Origin of the sequence: Shewanella sp. OMA3-2 (genome assembly GCF_021513195.1) — a bacterium.
Lineage (GTDB): Bacteria > Pseudomonadota > Gammaproteobacteria > Enterobacterales > Shewanellaceae > Shewanella.
In genome coordinates, this window is the sequence record NZ_CP090974.1 from 2250260 (window position 1) to 2273717 (window position 23458).

At 40.2% G+C, this 23458-nt stretch carries 24 protein-coding genes, 1 pseudogene and 1 riboswitch; of the genes and pseudogenes, 6 read left to right on the forward strand and 19 right to left on the reverse strand.

Annotated elements, in window-relative coordinates:
* Positions 1-39 precede the first annotated feature (39 nt).
* Positions 40-2299, forward strand: a pseudogene (gene clpA / locus L0B17_RS09925) (ATP-dependent Clp protease ATP-binding subunit ClpA).
* Positions 2300-2349: 50 nt separating this feature from the next.
* Here clpA and L0B17_RS09930 read toward each other — a convergent pair.
* From L0B17_RS09930 to aat, 4 genes are all read right to left on the reverse strand, one after another.
* Positions 2350-3675, reverse strand: a complete 1326-nt coding sequence (locus tag L0B17_RS09930; RefSeq protein ID WP_235084467.1) for an IS4 family transposase — start codon at positions 3673-3675, stop codon at positions 2350-2352.
* A gap of 269 nt (positions 3676-3944) precedes the next feature.
* The gene (gene infA, locus L0B17_RS09935; RefSeq protein ID WP_011496276.1) at positions 3945-4163 is read right to left on the reverse strand and encodes a translation initiation factor IF-1; all 219 of its coding nucleotides are present in this window, start codon (positions 4161-4163) and stop codon (positions 3945-3947) included.
* Between the two features lie 77 nt (positions 4164-4240).
* Complete coding sequence (locus L0B17_RS09940) at positions 4241-4960, reverse strand: arginyltransferase (protein WP_235084469.1); 720 nt, start codon at positions 4958-4960, stop codon at positions 4241-4243.
* Entirely contained in the window at positions 4950-5657 is a 708-nt protein-coding gene (aat, locus tag L0B17_RS09945; RefSeq protein WP_235084471.1) for a leucyl/phenylalanyl-tRNA--protein transferase, read from the reverse strand. Before aat ends, L0B17_RS09940 begins: the two co-directional genes overlap by 11 nt.
* 54 nt (positions 5658-5711) lie before the next feature.
* On the opposite strand from aat, the gene L0B17_RS09950 reads away from it, so the two are divergent.
* On the forward strand, positions 5712-6200 hold the full coding sequence (locus L0B17_RS09950) for a glycine zipper 2TM domain-containing protein (RefSeq protein WP_235084472.1): 489 nt from the start codon (positions 5712-5714) through the stop codon (positions 6198-6200).
* A 72-nt stretch (positions 6201-6272) separates the two neighbouring features.
* Here the strand turns inward: L0B17_RS09950 and L0B17_RS09955 are convergent, their stop codons facing one another.
* On the reverse strand, positions 6273-6665 hold the full coding sequence (locus L0B17_RS09955) for a hypothetical protein (protein ID WP_235084474.1): 393 nt from the start codon (positions 6663-6665) through the stop codon (positions 6273-6275).
* Between the two features lie 120 nt (positions 6666-6785).
* On the reverse strand, positions 6786-6968 hold the full coding sequence (locus L0B17_RS09960) for a hypothetical protein (RefSeq protein ID WP_235084477.1): 183 nt from the start codon (positions 6966-6968) through the stop codon (positions 6786-6788).
* A gap of 174 nt (positions 6969-7142) precedes the next feature.
* On the opposite strand from L0B17_RS09960, the gene L0B17_RS09965 reads away from it, so the two are divergent.
* Positions 7143-7895: a Nif3-like dinuclear metal center hexameric protein gene (locus tag L0B17_RS09965; RefSeq protein WP_235089733.1), complete on the forward strand. Its 753-nt coding sequence runs from the start codon at positions 7143-7145 to the stop codon at positions 7893-7895.
* A 67-nt stretch (positions 7896-7962) separates the two neighbouring features.
* Here L0B17_RS09965 and L0B17_RS09970 read toward each other — a convergent pair whose 3' ends face one another.
* From L0B17_RS09970 to L0B17_RS10005, 8 genes are all read right to left on the reverse strand, one after another.
* Entirely contained in the window at positions 7963-8718 is a 756-nt protein-coding gene (locus tag L0B17_RS09970; RefSeq protein WP_235084478.1) for a hypothetical protein, read from the reverse strand.
* 226 nt (positions 8719-8944) lie between these two features.
* Positions 8945-9265, reverse strand: coding sequence for a YdbL family protein (locus L0B17_RS09975; RefSeq protein WP_235084481.1), 321 nt, complete (start codon positions 9263-9265; stop codon positions 8945-8947).
* 12 nt (positions 9266-9277) lie between these two features.
* Entirely contained in the window at positions 9278-9436 is a 159-nt protein-coding gene (locus L0B17_RS09980; protein ID WP_235089734.1) for a YnbE family lipoprotein, read from the reverse strand.
* Between the two features lie 43 nt (positions 9437-9479).
* Entirely contained in the window at positions 9480-10340 is an 861-nt protein-coding gene (locus L0B17_RS09985) for a YdbH domain-containing protein (protein WP_235084484.1), read from the reverse strand.
* Between the two features lie 38 nt (positions 10341-10378).
* Positions 10379-12658, reverse strand: a complete 2280-nt coding sequence (locus tag L0B17_RS09990) for a hypothetical protein (RefSeq protein ID WP_235084485.1) — start codon at positions 12656-12658, stop codon at positions 10379-10381.
* Between the two features lie 93 nt (positions 12659-12751).
* On the reverse strand, positions 12752-13597 hold the full coding sequence (locus L0B17_RS09995; protein WP_235084488.1) for a D-hexose-6-phosphate mutarotase: 846 nt from the start codon (positions 13595-13597) through the stop codon (positions 12752-12754).
* Between the two features lie 95 nt (positions 13598-13692).
* Positions 13693-14292 carry a DUF938 domain-containing protein gene (locus L0B17_RS10000; protein ID WP_235089735.1) on the reverse strand — a complete coding sequence of 200 codons (600 nt, stop codon included), beginning with the start codon at positions 14290-14292 and terminating at the stop codon, positions 13693-13695.
* Entirely contained in the window at positions 14292-14954 is a 663-nt protein-coding gene (locus L0B17_RS10005) for a response regulator transcription factor (protein ID WP_235084490.1), read from the reverse strand. Before L0B17_RS10005 ends, L0B17_RS10000 begins: the two co-directional genes overlap by 1 nt.
* 387 nt (positions 14955-15341) lie before the next feature.
* Between L0B17_RS10005 and katG the strand changes: the two genes are divergently transcribed.
* The 3 genes from katG to L0B17_RS10020 all read left to right on the forward strand — a co-directional run bounded on the left by katG (position 15342) and on the right by L0B17_RS10020 (position 18777).
* Positions 15342-17498 (forward strand): catalase/peroxidase HPI, encoded by a 2157-nt coding sequence (gene katG, locus L0B17_RS10010; protein WP_235084491.1) that lies wholly within the window; start codon positions 15342-15344, stop codon positions 17496-17498.
* A gap of 240 nt (positions 17499-17738) precedes the next feature.
* The gene (locus L0B17_RS10015; protein WP_235084494.1) at positions 17739-18092 is read left to right on the forward strand and encodes a YkgJ family cysteine cluster protein; all 354 of its coding nucleotides are present in this window, start codon (positions 17739-17741) and stop codon (positions 18090-18092) included.
* A gap of 97 nt (positions 18093-18189) precedes the next feature.
* A complete protein-coding gene (locus tag L0B17_RS10020; protein WP_235084497.1) occupies positions 18190-18777 on the forward strand; it encodes a GNAT family N-acetyltransferase in 588 nt (195 codons plus the stop codon).
* Positions 18778-18932: 155 nt separating this feature from the next.
* Here L0B17_RS10020 and L0B17_RS10025 read toward each other — a convergent pair whose 3' ends face one another.
* From L0B17_RS10025 to kdnA, 5 genes are all read right to left on the reverse strand, one after another.
* The gene (locus L0B17_RS10025; RefSeq protein ID WP_235089738.1) at positions 18933-19340 is read right to left on the reverse strand and encodes an acyl-CoA thioesterase; all 408 of its coding nucleotides are present in this window, start codon (positions 19338-19340) and stop codon (positions 18933-18935) included.
* A 260-nt stretch (positions 19341-19600) separates the two neighbouring features.
* Positions 19601-19858, reverse strand: coding sequence for a DUF2897 family protein (locus L0B17_RS10030; protein WP_235084498.1), 258 nt, complete (start codon positions 19856-19858; stop codon positions 19601-19603).
* A gap of 20 nt (positions 19859-19878) precedes the next feature.
* Positions 19879-20616 carry an 8-amino-3,8-dideoxy-manno-octulosonate cytidylyltransferase KdsB gene (kdsB, locus tag L0B17_RS10035; protein ID WP_235084501.1) on the reverse strand — a complete coding sequence of 246 codons (738 nt, stop codon included), beginning with the start codon at positions 20614-20616 and terminating at the stop codon, positions 19879-19881.
* Positions 20617-20701: 85 nt separating this feature from the next.
* Complete coding sequence (gene kdnB, locus L0B17_RS10040) at positions 20702-21772, reverse strand: 3-deoxy-alpha-D-manno-octulosonate 8-oxidase KdnB (protein ID WP_235084502.1); 1071 nt, start codon at positions 21770-21772, stop codon at positions 20702-20704.
* Positions 21773-21849: 77 nt separating this feature from the next.
* Positions 21850-23034, reverse strand: a complete 1185-nt coding sequence (kdnA, locus tag L0B17_RS10045; protein WP_235084505.1) for an 8-amino-3,8-dideoxy-alpha-D-manno-octulosonate transaminase KdnA — start codon at positions 23032-23034, stop codon at positions 21850-21852.
* A 201-nt stretch (positions 23035-23235) separates the two neighbouring features.
* Positions 23236-23336, forward strand: a riboswitch (TPP riboswitch).
* Positions 23337-23458: the final 122 nt, after the last annotated feature.

Genomic DNA, 23458 nt, shown 5'->3' on the forward strand with positions numbered 1-23458 from the left:
TCTTACTCTGCAGTTTGTGGTTAATTTGAGGGGGTGCTTATGCTGAACAAAGACTTAGAAGTCACCTTGAACCTAGCGTTTCAGCAAGCTAGAGATTCGCGTCATGAATACATGACGGTAGAACATTTATTATTAGCGCTATTAGACAACCCCGCAGCTTATGAGGCGTTGATTGCTTGTGGGGCTGACATTAATAAACTTCGTGAAGAAGTGCATAATTTTATTCAACAAACCACGCCAATTATTGCAGATAGTGCTGAAGACAAAGAAACTCAACCAACATTGGGATTCCAGCGTGTTCTGCAACGAGCGGTATTTCATGTGCAATCATCTGGGCGTAATGAAGTCACTGGTGCCAATGTTTTGGTTGCCATTTTCAGTGAGCAAGAGTCACAGGCGGTATATTTATTACGTCGTTGTGAAATCACTCGCTTAGATGTGGTCAATTATATTTCCCACGGATTTTCAAAAGATGAAGAAAAAGCCGATGATGGAGGTAGTGAACACTCAGATGAACAATCAGAGTCGTCTGAAGATCGCAGCATGTTGTCGCAATTTACAGCCAACCTAAATCAGTTATCAATAGATGGTGTTATTGACCCCTTAATTGGCCGTGATGCGGAAGTTGAGCGTGCGGTACAAACTTTATGTCGTCGTCGTAAAAACAATCCTTTGTTAGTGGGTGAGGCAGGTGTCGGCAAAACCGCTATTGCTGAAGGATTAGCTTACCGTATTGTTAATAAACAAGTGCCTGAAGTGATGGCTAATGCCACTGTCTACTCGTTAGACATGGGCTCACTATTAGCGGGCACTAAATACCGTGGCGACTTTGAGAAACGCTTTAAAGGCTTGCTTAAAGAGCTAGCCGCTGATGAACATGCGATTCTATTTATCGACGAAATTCATACCATTATTGGTGCTGGCGCCGCTTCAGGTGGCGTGATGGATGCCTCTAATTTGCTTAAACCATTATTATCTAGTGGTAAATTACGCTGCATGGGCTCAACCACATTCCAAGAATATCAAAGTATTTTTGAGAAGGATCGTGCATTGGCGCGCCGTTTCCAAAAAATTGATGTTAATGAGCCTTCGGTCGCTGAAACCACAAAAATCTTAATGGGATTAAAGTCGAAATACGAAGAGTATCATGGTGTACGTTACACCCAAGCGGCAATTAGCAGCGCGGCTATTTTATCCGCTAAGCACATTAATGATCGCCACTTGCCAGACAAAGCCATTGACGTGATTGATGAAGCGGGCGCACGCATGGTGATGATGCCTGCAAGTAAACGCAAAAAAACCATTGGCCAAGCTGAAATCGAAGCCATTATCGCTAAGTTAGCGCGAATTCCTGAGAAGTCGGTATCGTCGTCTGACAAGGACTTGCTTAAAAACCTTGAACGTAACCTTAAGATGGTGGTTTTCGGTCAAGATAAGGCTATTGAGAGCTTATCAGCGGCTATCCGTTTGTCTCGTAGCGGTTTAGGCAGTGATAAAAAGCCTGTCGGTAGTTTCTTATTTGCTGGTCCTACCAGGGGTGGGTAAAACGGAAGTGACCAATCAATTAGCCGCAGCGTTAAGTTTAAAGCTGATTCGTTTTGACATGTCTGAATACATGGAGCGTCATGCGGTATCGCGTTTGATCGGCGCGCCTCCAGGGTATGTCGGTTACGATCAAGGTGGTCAACTGACCGATGCTGTGATTAAAAACCCACATTGTGTCGTATTATTGGATGAAATTGAAAAAGCCCATCCTGAAGTCTATAACTTATTACTGCAGGTCATGGATCACGGTACGTTAACTGATAACAATGGTCGCAAAGCTGATTTTCGCAATGTCACCTTAGTGATGACAACGAATGCCGGCGTACAAGAAACCATTCGTAAATCAATTGGCTTTCAGCAGCAAGATCATACCCAGGATGCACTGGCCGAAATTAATAAGGTATTCACACCAGAGTTTCGTAACCGTTTAGATTCGATTGTGTGGTTTAACCATTTAGACTTAACCGTGATTGCCAAAGTGGTCGACAAGTTCTTAGTTGAACTTCAAGCTCAGCTAGATGATAAACGTGTCACCTTAGAGGTCAGTGATGAAGCGCGTACCTTACTTGCCGAGAAAGGTTACGATAAAGACATGGGAGCTCGTCCAATGAGCCGTGTGGTCACTGAATTGATTAAACGCCCATTAGCGGATGAAATCCTATTTGGTAAACTTGAAGCTGGTGGCATTGCGCATATTGACGTTAAAGACGGTGAGATTTATATCGAATGTGAAACACCTGAAAAAGTATCTTAATACATAAATACTGTAGGTTTGATAAAAAGATGGCAACTGCCTAATGCCGTTCACTTAAGGTGAGCGGCATTTTTTATTTTTGCGACTGGGTAGCCATTTTTACTGACTTTTAAGCACCTTGGATAACTTCTTTCTCGTTTTCCTTCCAGCTTAAACTGCTTGGCATTTCTCTCTATATCTAAAATAAACCTCGGAACATTTCCTGGTGCATATAACGGCATATTAGTGAGTTGATTGATAATATGAGATGAAGCATCTCGAAAACTCAGCTGATTTGGAAATACATTTTTAAGCGATTTCGCCATTAAAATCATTTTATAACGTATTAAATTATAAGCTAATAATAGTCCCCATAGCTCTTGATTTATTAACTCTGGAAGATTGCTTCTCAGCGTAAATCGACTTTCTAACATATATTGTTTCATTTCTCGATAACCCAGCTCTATCTCCCAGCGATGTGTATATAAATCAACTATTTCTGCACCCGGATAGGCCATAACATCAAGCATTGAACTCAGAATGTTGACCTGTTTACCTTTTATCTGACGAGTGGTTAATCTGGCTTCTATTGTTAATGGTAATTCAGGGCGTTTCTTTCTCGATTGAGGCGTTGTACTTAACCTGACAAGCTTATCGTGCTTACCTAAACTGCGGATTGTTTCATATTGAGTGCCTTTTTTTAACGGTAATAACCAATGGGTGTTAACGCCTTTAGCCTGCCAATCGTGTAATAAGCCTAGCGAGTAAAAGCCTTTATCAAACAAGGTTAAGCTGTTGTCGGGTACACTTTTGATAAGCTTAGCCGCTAAGTTCATTTCATTTTCAGCCACACTGTCAAAGACGCTATCAACCAGTAAATGACTACTTAGTTCCATCATACAAACCATGCGCACTTGAGGGTAACCAGACTCACTTGATTTGTTTGCTGTGCGCACAAAAGCTGCACTATTCTCTTTCGTTTCAGGCGTTCTCCAGACTACGCCATCAACGCCAAAGAGGTTCAAACCGCACCAATGAGGATGTTCAGCACGTTGATGCCATGTGGCCGCTGAGCGATGAAATATATCGCGAACCACATCACTGCCAAGCTTTTTTCTGGCCTGTGTGACAGCACTTCTCGCCACATAATCAACCTCTTGTGGCAGCACAATATCAAGCTTGTTAATCAATTGACGAACGGATTCAGTGCGAAATAAAGACATCCCAATAACAGCCCAAACCATAGCGTCCATGGGTAGTTTTCGACGTCTTAATGTGGTAACACCATTGGAGTCTAGACAAGATTGAATAATATCGGGTTCAAGGACATCAGCAAGAGATGAAAATTCGGTGAGTCGGTTAATTGAAGTGCGAGCAAGTGCCTCTGAAAGTTCCATAAAAAAATCCGATAATAAAGATTATCGGATTTTGGCAGACTAAAAGGATCGGTCAATAGATCGGTATATTTTTTATCACTTCAGTTCTTAACTGATCGGCATTATGGCAACTGCCATCTTTTTTATTGCTTTGCCATCATGTGGATGTGTTCTTGTTATATGAAAAATTAAACCAGAATACGAGTAAATTTTTGAGCTGCAATATCGTCAACGTGGTATAAAAAAACCGACATAAGAGTCGGTTTTTTTTCATACGAAAACTATAATCATTAACGTGCGCGGAAGACGATACGTCCTTTAGATAAATCATAAGGAGTCAACTGAACAGTGACTTTATCACCCGTTAAAATACGGATGTAGTTTTTGCGCATTTTGCCAGAAATGTGGGCTATCACCACATGTCCATTTTCAAGCTCTACGCGGAACATTGTGTTGGGCAAGGTCTCAAGGATAGTCCCTTGCATTTCAATGTTGTCTTCTTTCGCCATTAATAAATTATCCCATTAGCCTTCAAATATGAAAATCGGGCGTATCATGCCGCAAAAACGCCTTGCTGTAAAGGCCGTTAACAAGATAACGGCCTAAGTTGCTCTTCATTTTGCCAACCATCCGTGGTTAAGATTTGGTAAGGACGATATTGGCGCTTATAAGACATTTTACGGTTTTCATCGATTTGATAACCCAAATAGACAAAATGTTTACCTAGAGATTTTGCTAGCTGGCACTGGATTAAAATCATCAAAGAACCTAATGAATTTTTTTCATAGTCTGGATCAAAATAGCTGTAAATAGCCGATAAGCTGTGAGCAAGATTATCTGTTACAGCAACGCCAATCAATTTATCTTGATCATAGAGTTCGATAAAGGTTGAGGGTAACCATTCACACAATAAAAAATCATCAAATTGAGCTTGTGAAGGTGGATACATAGGACCGTCATGATGACGTGCGCTTATGTAGCGGTCATATAATTCATAATGCGCTGTAGTGCGGTTTTCGACGACTTTCCAATGCAGATGTTGATTTTGTTTTAAGGTGCGTTTTTGACGTTTTGACAAGACAAATGTTTGCACTGGCACACGGATAGACTGACAGGCTTGGCAGGCAGGGCAACGCGGTTTATAAATCGCATTACCATTGCGTCTAAAGCCCATTGCAAGTAATTGTTCAAACAATTGCCCATCAAGATGAGACTCTTGAATAACCAGTAGTTGCTCTTGATTGCCCTCTATATAGCTACAATCAAAAGGTTTACTAATTCCTACAGTGACAGATTTAGAATTCAAATTTTACCTCTTGCTTGAGCCATATTTTAGGTGAAACATCTTGATCTCTATGTTGTTTTAACGTCGTCAAAAATGATGTTCTACTCATCGCCACAGCACCTAAGCTAAGTAAGTGTGGATTGACTAATTGCGCGTCAATAAGCGCAAAGTCATGCTTTGCTAAATGTTGATTTAACATAGTAAATGCTGCTTTTGATGCATTGGTTTGGCGATGAAACATAGATTCACCGCAAAAAACTTTACCCATTGGAATACCATATAGACCACCAATTAACCGATCTTCATCCCACACTTCAAACGAATGAGCGAACCCTAGTAAGTGCAACTCGTAATAAGCCATTTGAATTTCTGGGGTGATCCAGGTGCCATTTTGATCGGCTCGTGGTTGGGCACATCCCGCCATCACATCCAAAAATGCATGATTTATTGTGTATCTCCAAGGAGCCTGCTTAAGATATTTCTTTAAACTCTTACTGCCAAAATCCAGTTTGGGAGTCAATACTGCTCTGGGATTTGGTGACCACCATAATATGGGGTCATTTGCGTTAAACCAGGGAAAAATTCCATGATAATACGCTTCTAATAATCTTGCTGGCGATAAATCTCCTCCAACAGCTAATAAGCCGTTAGGTTCAGCTAAGGCCTGTTCTGGTGAGGGAAAATTAATTAATTCATTTAAATAAGACAGTGAATTCACAATTGATTATAGTTAGCATATAGACCTTACTTATTAAGTTAACGGAAAAAGCGTATGTTGAACATCTTCGCGAGTAAATTATCTGGTTTTTTACTGTTAATATTTCTGTTCAGTGGCATAAATTCGCCAGTATTGGCCGCTTACGACAGAAACCAAGCCGTACCCGTTGAAAAAGTACTCTATGGTTATGTTGAATCAGTTAAAAACATCACAGAGAAACAGCTTGTCGCCGATAAAAATCAAGGGTGGCGAACCTTTGGTGGCGCACTTGTTGGCGGTGTGATTGGTCATCAATTTGGCGGCGGTTCGGGACAAGATGTTGCCACTGTGCTTGGGGCACTATTAGGTGGCGGAATTGCGAATCAATATGGCAACCAAGAATATTATCTTGAATATAAACTGGTTGAAGTGATGATTAAGCAAGAAGATGGAACGCAGGTGATGATCATTCAAGACGTTGATCCTGGCATGACGTTTAAGGCGGGTGATGAAGTCAGAGTGGTCTATTTGCAAGGTTATGTTAGAGTCGATTTAGCAATGTAATCTATTTAAACATATAAAGTTTAAAAATAACAAAGGCGCATAAAGCGCCTTTGTTATCGGATTTAAATCAATTTAAAAACCACGCGGCAGGGTATTTTTGCCTTTAGCATTTTCAAGTTTTGCACGCCATAGTTCTTTTGGGGTTAACCCTGAACCTTCACCCGCCAGGGCTGACTTCACTGATGCAGAAGAGGTTTTTTTAGCGACAGCTGGTTTTGCTTTTGTCGCGGTGGCTTTTTTAGCTGTGGGTTTTGTAGCTGTGGATTTTGTTGCCGCCTTAGTGACGCTTTTTGAACCACTATTCATTTCAGCTAACATTGATTCTAGCTCACTAAAACGAACTGATTTTCCACCATCAATTTTATACCAACTTCCAGATTGTTCGATGTTAACTGCAGTGCCTGACTGTTTTTCTAATGCAGCCTGCAATGAACTGATCACGTCTTCCTTTGATAATGTTGTCATAATTTAACCTATTTTTATCTAACTGACTTTTTGGTTTCAGCTAATTTTATAGGTTAAATGACACAAAAGTCCAATTTAGGGCATTTTTTATGTTAAACAGTATTTGTTCTTGTTGAGGTTTTAGGTGTGTTTTCGTCGATTTGAATGACAGTTTTTAACAATGATAAGTCCCCAAAACAACACTTCGAATAATATTCCTAAGCCTATAAAAGCGGCAATGCCAGATGAAAACCCCATTGCATAACAGGTTATCGCTGCAAAAATGCACAGCATTAATATCCCAAATCGTGATAAATGTTTCATATACCGTCCTTGACACCATTGAAAATTATTAATTCATCTTAGGCTTAAGGATTAAGCTACTCAAATGAATCATTTTTCATGATTTTTACAGGGTGTCACTTGATTAGCAGATACTGTAAAATAATATGATTATCCCTGCATCAATAATGGACCACCACCATGACCAATAATTCAATTGAACGTCAATCACTATCAACTTATCTAGATGAATTTTTGAATGTTGTTAAGTTTAAAGATTACGCTCCCAATGGGTTACAAGTGCAAGGTAAAGACAGTATTCGAACTATAGTCACCGGGGTGACAGCCTGCCAACCGTTAATTGAACAAGCGATAGCGTTAAATGCGGATGCGATTCTAGTTCATCATGGTTTTTTCTGGAAAAATGAGCCTGAAGTGTTAACCGGTATGAAGTACAAACGTATTAAAGCACTGATGGATAATGAGATTAACTTATTTGGCTATCATTTACCGCTAGATGCACATCATGGCGTTGGCAATAATGCTCAACTCGCTCTGCAGTTAGGTATTTTAAACCCCACTGTTTATGCTGACGTTCCTCAAGATTTATTGTGGCACGGTCACTTAATGCAAACGATGAGTGCCAGCGAACTCAACGCTCACATAAGTCAGGTACTAGAAAGACCAGCGTTACATATTGGTGATAGCAGCAAACCTATTAATACCCTTGCCTGGTGTACTGGTGGTGCACAGGATTATATTGATTATGCTGTCCAGATGGGCGTAGATGCATTTATTAGCGGTGAGGTTTCAGAGCGTACTTACCACAGTGCAATGGAGCAAAATATTCATTATTTTGCCGCAGGCCACCATGCCACAGAACGCTATGGAATTCAGGCTTTAGGTGCACATTTAGCTGAAAAGTTTGGGATTGAACATCACTTTGTGGATATAGTTAATCCGGTATAATTTGGATATTTTAAAAAGCCCAGACAGTGTCTGGGCTTTGTTATTTTTGACTATGTCAGCTAATCAATTAGCTGATTAAATAATCGATGACAGTTGCAATAAAGTGAATAATTACCGTCAAAGATAGCATCATCATGACCGCATATGAGTAGACAAAGCCGATCCCGCCGGCTGCCGTTTTATCCCCATTACACGCCGCGTCAGCCACTGCTTTAGCGGTGACAATGCTAATAATGAAACTTATTGGCAACATCCACCAAAAACTACTGGTAAAGTGTGGTACAACAAAATTAGCAGATATTAATAATAAACCAATCACCCCCTGCGTTTCAGTTTTGATTCGAGAGTTAATCATTTGTGCAACAAATAATGCAAAGTAAACTAAAGCTGCATATAGAGACGATAGTGTAGGTTCTATAGATATTGGTTCAATCAAGGTTTCAGCAGATCTTGATGTTGCTGCCGCAACAGTTTCAGCATTGTCAGAACGGAAAAAAATAATTAAGGTATTTATTATTGCTGGGCCGGCAAAAATATTGAGTTGATAGATCCACTGATTATCTTTCTGGTAAAATTTATCGACTAGAAAGTTTAATAATATTGTACCAATACTTACCCTGGCTAAAATTAACGCTTTATCCCAATGAGGGAGATCAAAAAAGTAAACACTGAATAATGGAAAAGCGATGAATGGGTTTACCAGTTGATAATTTGGCGTAGATGAAGAGTGTTTGGTAATGGTTTTTGGATTAGATCTATGATCAGAGTAAATAGCCATAAAACTGCCAGCAATTAAAATTGCTAGCCAGGTCGTAAATTCCATTTTAGTTGAGTCCATTTTAAAGTGTAGATGTTTTAGATTAATAGTATTATATCAGCGACTTAAGTTGAATTTTTTGTTCAGAGTTTAGATCGCTGTGTTTATGTCACTTTTGTTTGAATCACTGTATGTAAGTCTACAGATTATTTAACGTTCAACATCCTACATCAATATTACTTTGGCAGTAGCAGTAATAGTAAAGTACTTGCTTGTAAATGATCTGGTGTGTTTACTTGGTGTGCCACACACCTTGTTTATCCTGATAGACATGGCCTGTGTTAGCCGCTTCAATGGCTTTTTCTGCGGCGAGTTTGGCTACGCTGGCAGTACTGAGGCCATTTTTTTGAGCTATCCGTTGATAATGTTGTAAACGTTTAGCATTAATATCAGTGACCAATGCGTCAATCTCGGCAGAGCTTTTAATCACAGCCAAATAGCCGTTAATTTGTTCACCCACAAGTGCGTTATTTTTAGCATCTTGTAAGGTAATTGCCCATGCGTTGAAACTGAGCAGCAAGCTGACTAATAGGGCAGGTAAGGTACATTTCATGTTTAATTCCTATTAAAATAGCTGCTCGTTTTCTAATAAACTATCGAGTTCTTTATCCACTTTTATTCTAATATCATGCTCAATTTTAACGTTCAAATTGATTACAATAGGCTTGTCTGATGGCTCAATTCTAACCGTGGGCGTACAGGCTGAAACTAAGCTGATTAACATCAAAGTTGAAGCAAACAGGGCGGCAAGTTTCACAGTGTCTTCCTTATTTAACGGACTTCTCTATATTCGATTGTAGCTGATTACCAATTTGAGTACTGCGATACAATTGAATCAAATTTTCTTCATGGGTGTAATTAAGGTGAATGGGGCGAGCAATATCGCGACTTTTACCTTTAATGGCAACATTAATTTGTGCATCGCCATTAGAACGCATAGCAAATTTCCCAGATAACTGCTGATAATTTAAATGCTCTAAAGCATCGAAGACTAATTTCAGATAAGGCTGAGACTGTTTTAATTGTTCAACTGCTTCATTATTCTCCACTTCAATCAGACCACCAGGTTGTCGTGCAGCGATATGCCCACCTGAAATAGTCAGTTCACCGTTGATAAACTCTGCAGGTAAAACGCCATCAAAATAACCATCAGCATATACTCCCACTTGCGGTTGCTGCTCAAGCAACTGTTCAAGACTTAAGCCTTGTAAAAGTAAATAGCCATGGGATTTATCATGCAGTTTGAAAACAAACTCAGGTACAAAGAACTGTCCCTCCAAAGCATCGCCTCTAAGAGTCATTTTAATATCTGTTTCACTTAGTCCGGTCAGCTTTTGCAACCAATTCTTCAGTGGTTTAGCCAGGTCCATATTGAGTGCAATATTAGCTTGTAATTTCAAATTGCTAAACAGTAATCCTGCACGGCCTTTTGCGATATTAATGTTTGTTTCAGGGCATGTCAGTTGACTTGTTGATATTGAGTCTTCAATGCTTTGTTGCCAATTAAACTGGCATTGAGTGTTAACCGAAGAGTCTGAAATATAATAGTCGATGTAATCGAGGTTTAAATCGATTAACTGAGGCTGGATTAACATTTCAAAATATTGTATTCCATCCTGCTCGCTCATTGAATAGCTGCTCGCTAACTTAACATGACCTGCGATGTTTAAACCGGTGCAATTGGTTGATTCTTACTGATGGTAGGTAATGCTTGGCTAATATCGGTTTCTAGCAGCCATTGTCCTGCTAGCGATTGATATTTAGGCTGCAAGAAGTGCTGGCTGGTGGCATTGATGCTATCAAATTGCCATTGATCTTGGCTTTGAATTAAGCCTTTATTCACAGATACGTGCTGTTTCAGGCTGATATTATCCAAGTTAAGCAATGTTTGCTTTTTCTGGTTTACCAATGTTTGACTGAATTTTATATGGTTTAACTGACTGTTAATTTGGTGTTGGCTGGCTTGTGTTAACAAGTGTTCAAAAAGATTGTCAGTGGTATTTTCTTGCAGCGTAAAACGAGTCTGTGATAGCCAATCAAGTTGGATGTTTTTAACCGCTAATGATTGGCGTTTACCAAAAGGGTCAATGGCGACAGCACTGACTTTTTTTAGCTCAACTTGTAATGGCGAAACGGTAAACTGGGTGATCTCCGCTGTCGACTTAAGGGTACTTTGTTGTTTGAACTTAATGCTAACGTCAGCACTTGTAAAGGTGTGCGAACCTGGTTGTTTTACTATTGATTTTGTTGGTAATTCACTTTTGTGGTGAATTTTTTTCACGTTTAATTGAGACAGTATTATATGGCTTGACGGCTGAATTGTGAGCTTATCGATAAAGCCTGCATTTATCTCATTTTGTGCATTCTTGTGTATATTGCTGCGGCTTAACAAGCGTTCAAACTCAGCGGCTAAGGTTAAATGAGTTTTTGACAATGTGAATTCATTGAAGGGTAATGTTAGCGCTAAAGGTGGTTGGGTTAATGGCGCAAATAGTTTGACTAGATCAATAGCTTGAGTTGTAGCTAATTCAATAGAAGGAACTATGTTAATTTCTCCTAAATCATTTACCTGAACGTTAGCTATGCGAAAACGATTGTCGATGATACTGCCTGAGACACTGGCAATAATTTCAGGGGTCGAAAAGCTGATAGGCACCGCAGTGTTAGCCATACCACTCAAATGATCACTTGGCTCAGCAGAGGTTAAAGGCAGCCACAGTAGACTAGAGTTTGGCACTGATACGGCTAAACTAATATTGTTTGTGGTATCGCGTTGATCAATTTTCAAGCCTTCGATAAACACACTAAGTTGGGATGCTATATCAAGGGGAAACAATTTACTCAGAAGTTGATTAAGCTGTGGACGGTTAAAACTGATTTGTTGTTTAAAAGGAGCGATATTGATTTTGGCTGCAAAAACATTTTGCGCAACTTGGTGCATTGCTGCTGGAACCAGTTGTTGTTTAACATCAACCTCAATTTTAAAGTCATCAGGGACATTAAATGCTAGGTGTTCAAACTTTTGCGACAGAACCTTTAATGCGCTGAAATGATTAACAGAATAAATTTCACCCTTGGTTAAGTTAATGTAGGTGTCAGCATGCCAATCGCCATTAATATCAATTTGGTATTGATTAAAAGGAGCTAAAATAGTGGTTAATTGTTGTTGGGCTTCAACAATCATGCTGTTATTTATCTGCTGACTATTTTTAGTTTGAAGGGTGGTCGTTGCGGCCGTCAAATAGTCTGACAATGCATTTAACCCTAGCTGACTTTGTTTTAGGTTCAACTTAGTGGTTAACTGTAAGTGTGTTGGCATTATTTGCGCATTAACGTTAAACAATTCATTGTCATCGAATCGCCACAGGGTAGATAAAGCGCCTTGTGGGTTAAGTGTGAATCTATCCATTTTTAAACTGTGTCGAAAGGTATTTGTAACGCCATTAGCCGTGGTTAATTCAGATCCGGACCCAGCTACGGGTAAAGTGGGTAAGCGAATTAACGTTTCACCTAAATCAATATCGGGAATTTGGTTAAATACTAATTGCCACACCGCACTGGACTCGGTTTTTTGTTGATTTTGACGATTAAAAAAGCTCGCGCCTAAATCAACATAAACACTTTTACTGCTCAACTTAACTATGTCACTAGGGTCGAGTTGTTGTTTTTGTGCTATAGCAAGGGTGTCGGTTAGGGTCAGTTCAAAACCTTGTATGGCAATGTAACTGTCTTCTATTTGTAAGATAAGCCTAGGGATGCGCAGTTGGTTGATCGATACTAACTGTGTATCTAAGCTCAGTACTTGAATATCATAGGGTGATAACAGCTTGTTAAGCACCTTGACACTGATAGGATGAATATTGTGGCTGACATACCAAGCTGCACCGATAATCATCAGCAGCAAAAGGAGTAATACTCGCTTAACGGTGAATATGCCTTTAATCATTAACACTTCAAGTAGTTAAATAAAAAGCCAGCGTATCAAACTCTGGCTTAAAAGTAATGTTATCTATTGCTGAATTAATGCAGCATTAACCGATTACACCCAGCGAATACGGGTTGTAAGGGTATGACTTTCTCCTGGGGATAAGGTCACTTTGTCATCCAATACATTGGCGGCTTCTAAACACACCATAGTGAGGTAGTCATCTGCTTTAAAACGAGAAAGGCGAGTCGATTTTTCTATCCACGGATTCCACAATACAGCTGATTGGCTGTTTTCTCGGCTTATTTCGATAGTTCCTGTTGGCGTATGTAAGCGCTGAACTAACGATAAATCTGTGTAGACTCGATCAGTTTCTTTATCAAAGCTCACTTTATCATCAAGTTGCTGATAAGGACCCTGGCCAAATTCTATATATTTTGCCCCCTCAAAACCTGAGGCTAACAATTGATGAATATCATCAATGGGTAAATAGGTGTGTAATGCTTGGGTTAAGCTGACAGGATAGTTAGCATTATTCTTATTAACAATACTGACTGATAAGGTGTCGCTTAGGGTGAACAGGACTTTGACCTCGGTATCATGCGGCCAGTATTGACGGTCTTGTTCGGTGAGCTTTAGGCTAAATATTAAATCCACGACTTGATCATGCATATTGACAGAGTCGAGACTCCATAATCGAGTACGGGCAAAGCCGTGTTGTGGAAAACCAGCCGTGTCACTCATACCAAACCATGGCCAACAAACGGGGATACCGCCGCGGATCCCATTACCTAGTTGGTAATCGTCTGCTGCTGATACCCATAATAATGGTGCTTTGCCAGTTGGGGTGAATTGGTCAATTTGTGCCCCTTGAAGAAAGATACGTGCTTGGCATAAATCGGTATTAACCTCGACATAATCAAGACCATTTTGATGTTTTTTGGTGGTCACTGAACCCATAATGTATTTCCTTGTGTTCAACTTGGTGGTGGATTAAGGCTGTGCAGTAACTTAACTGTTTTCATTCGAAAAAGTAAGTGATTCAACTGTTGAAATTATCGCTTGATAAAATGCAATAAACGGTTGTTGGCAGGCATACTAAAGTCGTTAATTAAGGTTAATTGTTGTGCTTTGGCTAATGCGAGTATCCATTCTATATCTCGTATTCCGCTAAGGGGATTATGCTGTTTAAGCCATTGCTCAAAATTTGCATTACTCTCACTGGTAAATTGGCCCTGATAATTAAATGGCCCGTAGATGAATACCTGGCTGTTAATTTGAGTGACTTGTCCTACGCCGATAAAAAAAGCTTCAACTAACTGCCGACTCATAATGTGTAAGGTATTTGCACTATAAATAACATCATATATTTGCTTCGGCCACTGCTGGCTAACATCTAAGGCAATTGCCGTGGGTAAATTAACCAGATTAGCGTGCTTAATACGGGCATTGATATGATTTAAGTTAATGACTTGGTCGCTGGCTTGCCAATAAATATGCGGTAATTGATTGGCAAAAAATACCGCATGTTGACCTGTACCCGTACCCACTTCCAATAAATTAAGTGGTTGGTTTAATCGTGGCGCTATAATATCTAAAATGGGTTGTTTGTTATTTTCACACGCTTGAGAAAAGGGTAAATGCGCTAATTCAATCAAGACAAATTAACCTTATCCATAAGAAGTTGCTGTAAGGCTATAACTGCTTGAGTACGGTTACGAACCCCAAGTTTACGAAAAATAGCCGTAGCATGGGCTTTAATGGTCGCTTCAGACACGCCAAAATCATAGGCTATCTGCTTATTTAATAAGCCCTCGGCAAACATTTGTAGCACTTTATACTGTTGCGGGGTTAAGTCCGAAAGTCGGCCTGCCATTTGATCTGTTGCATCATCGGTTACCGGTAAAATTTGAGTACCTGCGGGTAACCAAATATCACCGTACAACACAGCATTTAAGGCTTCTGCTAAGGTTTCCATTGATGACGATTTAGGAATAAAGCCACTACTACCATAATGTATAGCACGGCTAATGGTATTGATGTCCTCATGTGCGGAAATGACCACAACAGGAATGTTAGGATAATGGCTGCGTAAATGGATAAGCGTCGAATATCCGTGTGAACCTGGCATTTGTAAATCTAACAAAATGAGGTCAACCGGAGCATCAGTCATATCCATCAATTTCTGTAATGCGTCAGCACTGTCAGCTTCAAACCATTGGGTGTTATTAAACGTCAAACTTAATGCTTGTCGTAAGGCGTTGCGAAATAAGGGATGGTCGTCGGCAATAATAATATTTAAATTTTCTAGCTTCATGGCTTTTATATTCGTTGTTGCGCTTGAAGATTGAATCAATGTAACAGAAAAGTTATCTGGTATTCCATTGCTTTGTGCCTAAATAAATCGAGATTAGCGCAAAATCAGATCAAAGTTAGACTTTAGTCTAGTAAGGCGGGTCGTTTGAATGTGTTTAGCGGTTTATATGTAGATATTTAATGGAAAAATATTGAAATCCTTAGCACATTAACTAAGGTTAATGCTTGATAAAGGTTGGTTTTTTTGATCCTAGTCCCATGTCATTGAGTATATAGATGATAACTTAGTGCGTAGTTAGTCCGCGTACGTGTTTTAAAGAGTAGAGTTTCAATGTTACTGACACAACACAATTAAATGCTTTTTTAAGTAGCCAACAGGAGACACACAATGTCAGCAGGTAAATGCCCAGTGATGCACGGTGGTGCGACACAAAGTGATATGTCGCATATGGAGTGGTGGCCTAAGTCGTTAAATCTAGACATTCTTCATCAGCACGATACTAAAACCAATCCGATGGGACTCAATTTCAATTATCAAGATGAAGTTAAAAAATTGGATGTTGGTGCGCTTAAAAAAGATCTTCATTCCCTCATGACTGACAGTCAATCATGGTGGCCTGCAGATTGGGGCCATTATGGCGGATTAATGATCCGTATGACTTGGCATGCGGCAGGTACCTATCGCATTGCCGATGGTCGAGGCGGAGCAAGTACCGGTAATCAACGTTTTGCCCCATTAAATTCATGGCCAGATAACGGTAACTTGGACAAAGCGCGTCGTCTACTTTGGCCGATTAAGAAAAAATACGGTAACAAGTTAAGTTGGGCTGATTTAATCGCCTACGCCGGCACAATCGCTTATGAATCTATGGGGCTAAAAACATTTGGTTTTGCCTTTGGTCGTGAGGACATTTGGCATCCAGAGAAAGATATTTATTGGGGCGCTGAAAAAGAATGGCTAGCCACCAGTGATAAAGCGAATAGCCGCTACTCTGGAGAGCGTGATTTAGCTAATCCACTGGCATCGGTGATGATGGGGCTTATTTACGTCAATCCCGAGGGAGTTGATGGTAATCCTGACCCACTTAAAACAGCCAAAGATGTGCGTGAAACCTTTGCCAGAATGGCTATGGATGATGAAGAAACCGTAGCATTAACGGCTGGCGGCCATACTGTAGGTAAAGCCCATGGTAATGGTGATGCTGCGTTATTAGGTGCTGAGCCTGAAGGTGCTGAGATTGAAGACCAAGGTTTTGGCTGGTTAAACAAAACCAAGCGCGGCATAGGCCGTGATACAGTTACTAGCGGTATAGAAGGGGCTTGGACGACAAATCCAACCCAGTGGGATAATGGCTATTTTGATATGCTGCTAGATTATGATTGGGAGCTTAAAAAGAGTCCTGCCGGCGCTTGGCAGTGGGAGCCTGTAAACATAAAAGACGAGCATAAACCTGCTGACGTTGAAGATGCATCGATTAAATGTAATCCAATAATGACTGATGCCGATATGGCCATGAAAATGGATCCTGAGTATCGTAAAATCACCGAACGATTTGCCAAAGATCCTGCCTATTTCTCTGATGTGTTTGCTCGAGCATGGTTTAAATTAACTCACCGTGATTTGGGACCTAAATCCCGTTATATTGGTCCTGATGTTCCAGAGGAAACGTTAATTTGGCAAGACCCTATTCCAGCAGGTAAAACGGATTACGATGTCCAGTCGGTTAAAAACAAAATAGCTGCCAGTAACTTAACTATCAGTGAAATGGTCGCCACAGCTTGGGACAGTGCACGTACATTTAGAGCGTCCGATCTTCGTGGTGGGGCCAATGGCGCTCGTATTTGTTTAGCACCACAAAATCAATGGCAGGGTAATGAACCAGCACGCTTATCTAAAGTGATTGGCGTATTACAACCTATTGCTGAGCAAAGCGGTGCAAGTCTGGCTGATGTTATTGTGCTTGCAGGTAATGTCGGTATTGAAAAGGCCGCTAAGCTTGCGGGTAGTGAGGTGTCTGTACCCTTTACGCCTGGTCGTGGTGATGCCACTGCTGAAATGACCGATGCAGAATCATTTGATGTGCTAGAGCCTATTCACGATGCTTATCGTAACTGGCTTAAAAATGACTATTCTGTCAGTGCTGAAGAGTTAATGCTAGACCGTACTCAACTGATGGGGCTTAGCGCACATGAGATGACAGTATTAGTTGGCGGAATGCGCGTATTAGGTACTAACCATGATAATACTAAACATGGTGTATTTACCGAACAAGAGGGGGCGTTAACCAACGACTTTTTTGTAAACCTAACCGATATGAATTATTCATGGAAACCAGCAGGCAAAAATCTGTATCAAATCTGTGAACGAGATAGCGGCAAAGTCAAATGGACCGCAACCCGAGTAGACCTTGTTTTTGGTTCTAATTCGATTCTTCGAGGGTATGCTGAAGTGTATGCTCAAGACGATAACAAGCAGAAGTTTGTTGATGATTTTATCGCTGCGTGGTCTAAAGTGATGAATGCAGACCGTTTTGATGTAGCGTAAATACATTACTTATTTAGAGTAAAAACTAAAGAGGTTGAATATAAACCATTGTATTGAGCATTAACTTGCTAGATACAGTGGTTTTTTTATGCCAGTTTGATTATTACCTGCGATGTTTATATCAGGTTTACAGTCCAGCTTGGATCTAATTAGACCGCGATCAACTTAGGGACATTACCAACTGTTAATGTGTTAGGTAAATCCTTATAATAATCACAAATTATAAAGTATTAAGTCATTATGAATAATAACCGAGAGATTGTTGATCATCTGCGTGATCGTATTCCGACGTTTGAATGTAAACCAGGTTGTCATGACTGCTGCGGTCCTGTTACAACCTCTTCAGAAGAAATGTCACGTTTACCAGTAAAGACAGACGCTGAGCATGATGCAGCATTAAATGAGTTTAACTGCGTACACTTAGGGCCCAATGGTTGCACCGTTTACGATGAAAGGCCGTTAATTTGCCGATTATTTGGTACGACACCTAATATGCCCTGTCCAAATAGTTGCCGTCCCCAAGAGATGATTGATATTAAAGTTGAAAATCAAATTCATCACTTTATCAAGAACACGCGCCAAGTATTAGTGTAAATATTGATTGTTTGAAGTGCCATGTCAATAGCCTTTTGTGTTAACTGCATGTGACCTTAAGCGTATAGTAAGTGCGAATTAAAGCAGGAATATATTTATGTGGTTAACAGAGGTTGAACTAGAAGCGGCAACAGTTAAACTTATTCCACTTCGTACAATACATGCAGCAGGGTTAGTTACCGCGGCGTCTGATGGCGAGCTTTGGGATTTATGGTTTACCTCTGTACCTAATGAGACAACTATTGAGGCTTATATAGCCAATGCGTTGGCTGAGCAACAAAAAGGCACCTGCTTACCTTTTACCATTATTGATAAAACGAATAATAAAATTATAGGTTCAACTCGATTTTGCCATGTGGACAGTTTGAATAACAGAGTTGAAATTGGCTATACCTGGTATTCAAAAAGTTATCAGCGAACATCAGTGAATACACAGTGTAAGCAACTGCTGTTAAGCCATGCTTTTGAAACACTTAATACAATAGCGGTTGAATTTAGAACCCATTGGCACAATCAAAAGTCTAGGGAAGCGATAGCACGTTTAGGTGCTAAGCAAGATGGGGTGCTGCGCAATCATCAAAAGGTTAACGGTGTTTACAGAGACACGGTTGTATTTTCGATTATAGATGCCGAATGGCCTACAGTAAAAACCAGTTTAGCGTACAAATTGGCCAAATATGATTGATAACGTTTGGGGGACCTAAATGCTTGATTATGTGATTATGTATGACTGATGTTGCAGCTGGCGAGGTTAAACTAAAGTGTTTACATGATGTTAGGCATTGAACCACATCCATGTGGTGACATATTATTTATGTTAATAAATCTTTAATGTCTGACTTAAACGCTTTGATCTAATGGCCAAACTTTGATGGGATTTCGCTGTTCATCTACCGCTACAAAGGTAAACACCCCTCTAATAGCATGTTCGCGATGATCGTTATACATATCTTCAACAAAAATGTTCACTTCAACTTTCAATGAGGTGTTGCCCACATGAATAACTCTGGCAACTAATTCAGCTAAACTGCCTGCAGGAATCGCTTTTTTGAAATCGATTCTGTCTGAGCTGACTGTGACTAAAGATTTTCTACAAAAACGGGTTGCAGCAATAAAAGCTGTTTCGTCCATCCAGGCTAAGGCATCACCACCAAATAAGGTGTTGTGATGATTAGTGTTAGAGGGAAAAATGGCTTTAATGACACGAGCTTCTGAATGATCAATACGAGCAAGCATTTCATCTGACATTGTGCTGGTGGTGTTAGGTGTATTTGAGCTCGTATCTGTGACTGTGAGGGGCATGTTACTCCTAAAGGGACGTGCAATAAGGTTAACACTGGGTATTGCACCAGTTTTAAGCTGACTTTAAATTAATGACTCAAAATAATTTAAGGCTTCATTTTATTAAAAATGAGAAGCCTTAAATTTAAGTAATACATTGATGTTAAAAATTTAATTGATGTTAAAGATTTAATTGGGGTTAAAGACTCATCAATAACCAGTGAGCATTAATCTACTTTAGTTGATGAATTATCTTTTTTGCTTGTATCTGCATTGCTGATATTATGATCAGCATGAGTATTGCTATCTTGGTGTTCATCGCCATTGTTATCTTCGTTTTTACCCGAGGCAATACTTTTATCTTTGTGATCACCTAGGTGTGGCATTTTAAATTTAGCGCTGTACTTTAATACGGCTAAATTACTGGCAATAACGCCAAGTACTAAACCAATAATAATCCACACTTCAAAGCCTGATAAATCCATAATGGCGCTCCAAGATTTAGTTAATCAACCGCTAAGCGTAACTCACATTTGCGAATATCTTCAGGAGTATCCACTTCTGGCGAATCAAATGCGCTGATCGCGATTTTTATTTTATGACCGTATTCTAATGCGCGCAGTTGCTCTAATTTTTCTAAGTCTTCTAACTTACCGAGTGGTAACTGGGCAAAGGCATTAACAAAACGTTTGGTGTAAGCATAAACCCCTAAATGTTTATACACAGGGTAGTCGTTGGTGTCACGGCCAAACGGAATGCGTGCGCGTGAGAAATACAGTGCGTTGAAATCATTATCAAACACCATTTTAACGTGCATTGGGTCGTCTAATTCTTTTTTATCAACGATTTCAAACCCTAAGGTCGCCATTTCAAACTCACCAGGATGGCGCTCAAATAAGCTAATGATTTGCTCAATCGAAATAGGGTCAATTAGCGGTTGATCACCTTGAAGATTAATCACTAAATCATCATCGTTAAGACCAAGCTGTTCAATGGCGTCATTAATGCGGTCTGTACCTGATGCTGCATCAGGACTGGTCATAACAACTTTGCCGCCAAAACCTTCAACGGCATCTTTAATGCGGTCGTCGTCAGTGGCAACGTAAATATTGTCTAATCCTCTTGCTAATGAGGCTCGTTCGTAAACATGTTGGATCATCGGTTTACCATTAATCGGTGCCAGTGGCTTTCCAGGAAAACGGCTAGAGCCATAGCGAGCTGGAATTAATAGAGTAACATTCATGGATAACAACCTACTTTAATGGTAAACAAAAGGGCTCGTAGAGCCCTTAATATATTGCGAAATGGACCGAATCGCCTGTTTCGTATTATATACGACGGAACAGCTTAGTCAGCATTTCATCGGTAACTTTTTCTTCCCAGCCTTTACCGTAAACATTGTCCCATAGTGGGCCCATGCTCTTAGTCACTGCAACCATCTTAGCGATAGTTTCATCGGGTAAGTCTTTACAGATGTTTTTCGGTAGAGTGATATTATGAATTTCCATCATCTTACGGAATTCTTTCACACCTTCTGGGTAAAACTCTTCTAACACATCAAATGCTAAACAGTTACCGATACCGTGATGGTAGCCTAATACATAGCCTAAACCGTATGACACAGCATGACATGCACCAACCTGGCTATAAGCAATGCTCATGCCGCCCATGTATGAGGCCATCATTAGCTTGTCATCTTTTTCTGGATGATCGTCTAAGTAGACTTGGCGGCATAAATCCATTGATTTTTCAGCAAAGGCTTTAGCAAATTCGTTTAGGTAAGTCCCTTGTAAAGACTCAACACAGTGAATGAAACAATCCATACCTGTGTAGAACCATTGATCAGTCGGTACACCCGCAATTAGCTCTGAATCCATAATGATTTGATCAAACACAGTGTAGTCAGAATTTAATCCTAACTTACGCACTGGGCCGCACAATACCGCAGTACGTGAGGCTTCAGCACCTGTACCAGACACTGTTGGAATACCAATGTGGTGAATTGCTGGGTTTTTAATTAAATCCCAACCTTGGTATTCAGATGAACTACCTGGGTTAGTTAGCATAAGCGATACCGCTTTGGCTAAATCCATTGTAGAACCGCCACCTAAACCAACCACACTAACAGGCTGTTTAGCATTAAAAGCTTTAACCTGCGCAGTTAAATCATCAACTTGAACCGTTGTTGGCTCGTCATCTACGTTAACGTAAATAACTAAGTCGTGACTTTTGTTTGGTACTCGGCCTGCTAATGGTTTTTCTTGGTGTACGTCGTCAACCAGAAATACCACAAAGTCATCGGCTTGTTTACGTTCTTGCTCTAATACCACGTCCAATTGCACGAACGAGCCACGACCAAAAATCATTTTTGGAACACATTTAAAATTTTTAAAACTCATTACAACACTCTCCAGTTGAGATATTTACTGTAAAAAGTACTGCCACTTCAAATGAGGTGACAGAAATATAAGCTTAATTAAGCAAAAGCACGCTTGATGTTTTCAATACGCTCTGCGATTTGCTCGTCAGTCCAAGACAGCTTGATAAGCATCGAAATCGTGCGGCTCATAATGGCATCTGATTTTGGTGTCTTAACTTGAGTATAGTCAGGACGGTCAGCAATTAACATGATTGGCAGGGCTGCAGGTGCTTTTAATTCCTGGATGTGTTTCCAGTTTTTCAAATAATGCCAGTTGTTGATATACCAGTAAAAACAACCATCAACTTTGTTTGCCGCAAGCTTCTTGTTAATTTCTATTGTGCGCTCTTCTGTTGGTAAGAAAAAGCTTAGGAAACCTGCTGAGTCACCTTCAGGATCAGGTAGTTCACGGAAAGTCACTTCTGGAATTTGTGCCATCGCATCTTTAATGGTCTTTTTGTTTTTGCGTTGAATGGCAATAATTTTGTCTAGCTTACGTAACTGAGCTAACCCCATAGCGGCGTTCATTTCAGAAATACGGAAGTTTAAGCCCATTATTGGGTGACCTTCAGCGCCACGGTCGTTGCCAACATGGTCATGGCCATGATCAGAGAACATATGGCTGTGGTTGTAAATGTCTGAATTGTTAGTGACGATAGCGCCGCCTTCACCACAGGTGATGGTTTTAACAGAATCAAAAGAGTAACAACCGACATCGCCAATTGTGCCAAGTGCTTGACCTTTATAGCTCGCTCCAATGGCTTGGCAGGCATCTTCAAGAATGATCAAGTTGTGCTTCTTACAGACGGCTTTGATTTCATCCATCTTTGCCATAGAACCGCACATTTGCACTAGATTCACTGCTTTAGTACGTGGAGTAATAACGGCTTCAATACCTTCTGGCGATAAACATAAGGTTTCATCTATTTCAGCAAAAATGGGAATTGCGCCAGCCATAAATACCGCTTCAACAGAAGCCACAAAAGTAAACGGTGGCACAATCACTTCATCGCCCGCGCCAACACCTGCTGCAGCCATAGCAGTTTGAAGTGCCGCTGTACCGCTTGATACAAGATGAGCATGCTTAACGTTCATCTTTTCACAGAGTAACTGCTCCATGTCGCGAGTTTTCCAGCGATCATTACGCATATGGTCAAAGTTGTAACGGAAGGTGAAACCATTCTCCATTACGTCAGCGACTTCCTGCTTTTCTTCTGGACCGAATAATTCAAAACCTGGCATGGAAATTATCTCCTAAAATTCTACGCATCTTTGCGTTTACATAAACCCGCTAATTATAACTAGGTTAGTGGGGAGACTGCGACAGTTATTGAAAAATAATTCATTTTTGTTTGCTGCTTATCATTTACGGATAAACCACACCTTGAAAATATATGTAGATATTACATCTTGTTATTGAGGTTTAATTCTGGCTATACTGATCGAATCTTGTCGGAGTGCCTTTAAAGGCTGAGACCGTTAATTCGGGATCCGTTGAACCTGATCAGGCTAAAACCTGCGTAGGTAACAAGCATAATAATCCTTGGCGATTATTCATGCGTAAAACTGAAGTGGTTTTACCATATTCAGTTAATTTACTCATGTTTACCTCTTAAGATTATTGACTGCAATTGCGTCTGACCATTCTTTGAATTGCGTTAACGAT

Excerpts from the sequence above, each read along its gene's own strand:
- L0B17_RS09930 (WP_235084467.1), bottom strand. The coding sequence starts at position 3,675 with ATGGAACTTTCAGAGGCACTTGCTCGCACTTCAATTAACCGACTCACC.
- infA (WP_011496276.1), bottom strand. The coding sequence starts at position 4,163 with ATGGCGAAAGAAGACAACATTGAAATGCAAGGGACTATCCTTGAGACC.
- L0B17_RS09950 (WP_235084472.1), top strand. The coding sequence starts at position 5,712 with ATGTTGAACATCTTCGCGAGTAAATTATCTGGTTTTTTACTGTTAATA.
- L0B17_RS09955 (WP_235084474.1), bottom strand. The coding sequence starts at position 6,665 with ATGACAACATTATCAAAGGAAGACGTGATCAGTTCATTGCAGGCTGCA.
- L0B17_RS09960 (WP_235084477.1), bottom strand. The coding sequence starts at position 6,968 with ATGAAACATTTATCACGATTTGGGATATTAATGCTGTGCATTTTTGCA.
- L0B17_RS09970 (WP_235084478.1), bottom strand. The coding sequence starts at position 8,718 with ATGGAATTTACGACCTGGCTAGCAATTTTAATTGCTGGCAGTTTTATG.
- L0B17_RS09975 (WP_235084481.1), bottom strand. The coding sequence starts at position 9,265 with ATGAAATGTACCTTACCTGCCCTATTAGTCAGCTTGCTGCTCAGTTTC.
- L0B17_RS09980 (WP_235089734.1), bottom strand. The coding sequence starts at position 9,436 with ATGTTAATCAGCTTAGTTTCAGCCTGTACGCCCACGGTTAGAATTGAG.
- L0B17_RS09985 (WP_235084484.1), bottom strand. The coding sequence starts at position 10,340 with ATGAGCGAGCAGGATGGAATACAATATTTTGAAATGTTAATCCAGCCT.
- L0B17_RS09990 (WP_235084485.1), bottom strand. The coding sequence starts at position 12,658 with ATGATTAAAGGCATATTCACCGTTAAGCGAGTATTACTCCTTTTGCTG.
- L0B17_RS09995 (WP_235084488.1), bottom strand. The coding sequence starts at position 13,597 with ATGGGTTCAGTGACCACCAAAAAACATCAAAATGGTCTTGATTATGTC.
- L0B17_RS10005 (WP_235084490.1), bottom strand. The coding sequence starts at position 14,954 with ATGAAGCTAGAAAATTTAAATATTATTATTGCCGACGACCATCCCTTA.
- katG (WP_235084491.1), top strand. The coding sequence starts at position 15,342 with ATGTCAGCAGGTAAATGCCCAGTGATGCACGGTGGTGCGACACAAAGT.
- L0B17_RS10015 (WP_235084494.1), top strand. The coding sequence starts at position 17,739 with ATGAATAATAACCGAGAGATTGTTGATCATCTGCGTGATCGTATTCCG.
- L0B17_RS10020 (WP_235084497.1), top strand. The coding sequence starts at position 18,190 with ATGTGGTTAACAGAGGTTGAACTAGAAGCGGCAACAGTTAAACTTATT.
- L0B17_RS10025 (WP_235089738.1), bottom strand. The coding sequence starts at position 19,340 with ATGTCAGATGAAATGCTTGCTCGTATTGATCATTCAGAAGCTCGTGTC.
- L0B17_RS10030 (WP_235084498.1), bottom strand. The coding sequence starts at position 19,858 with ATGGATTTATCAGGCTTTGAAGTGTGGATTATTATTGGTTTAGTACTT.
- kdsB (WP_235084501.1), bottom strand. The coding sequence starts at position 20,616 with ATGAATGTTACTCTATTAATTCCAGCTCGCTATGGCTCTAGCCGTTTT.
- kdnB (WP_235084502.1), bottom strand. The coding sequence starts at position 21,772 with ATGAGTTTTAAAAATTTTAAATGTGTTCCAAAAATGATTTTTGGTCGT.
- kdnA (WP_235084505.1), bottom strand. The coding sequence starts at position 23,034 with ATGCCAGGTTTTGAATTATTCGGTCCAGAAGAAAAGCAGGAAGTCGCT.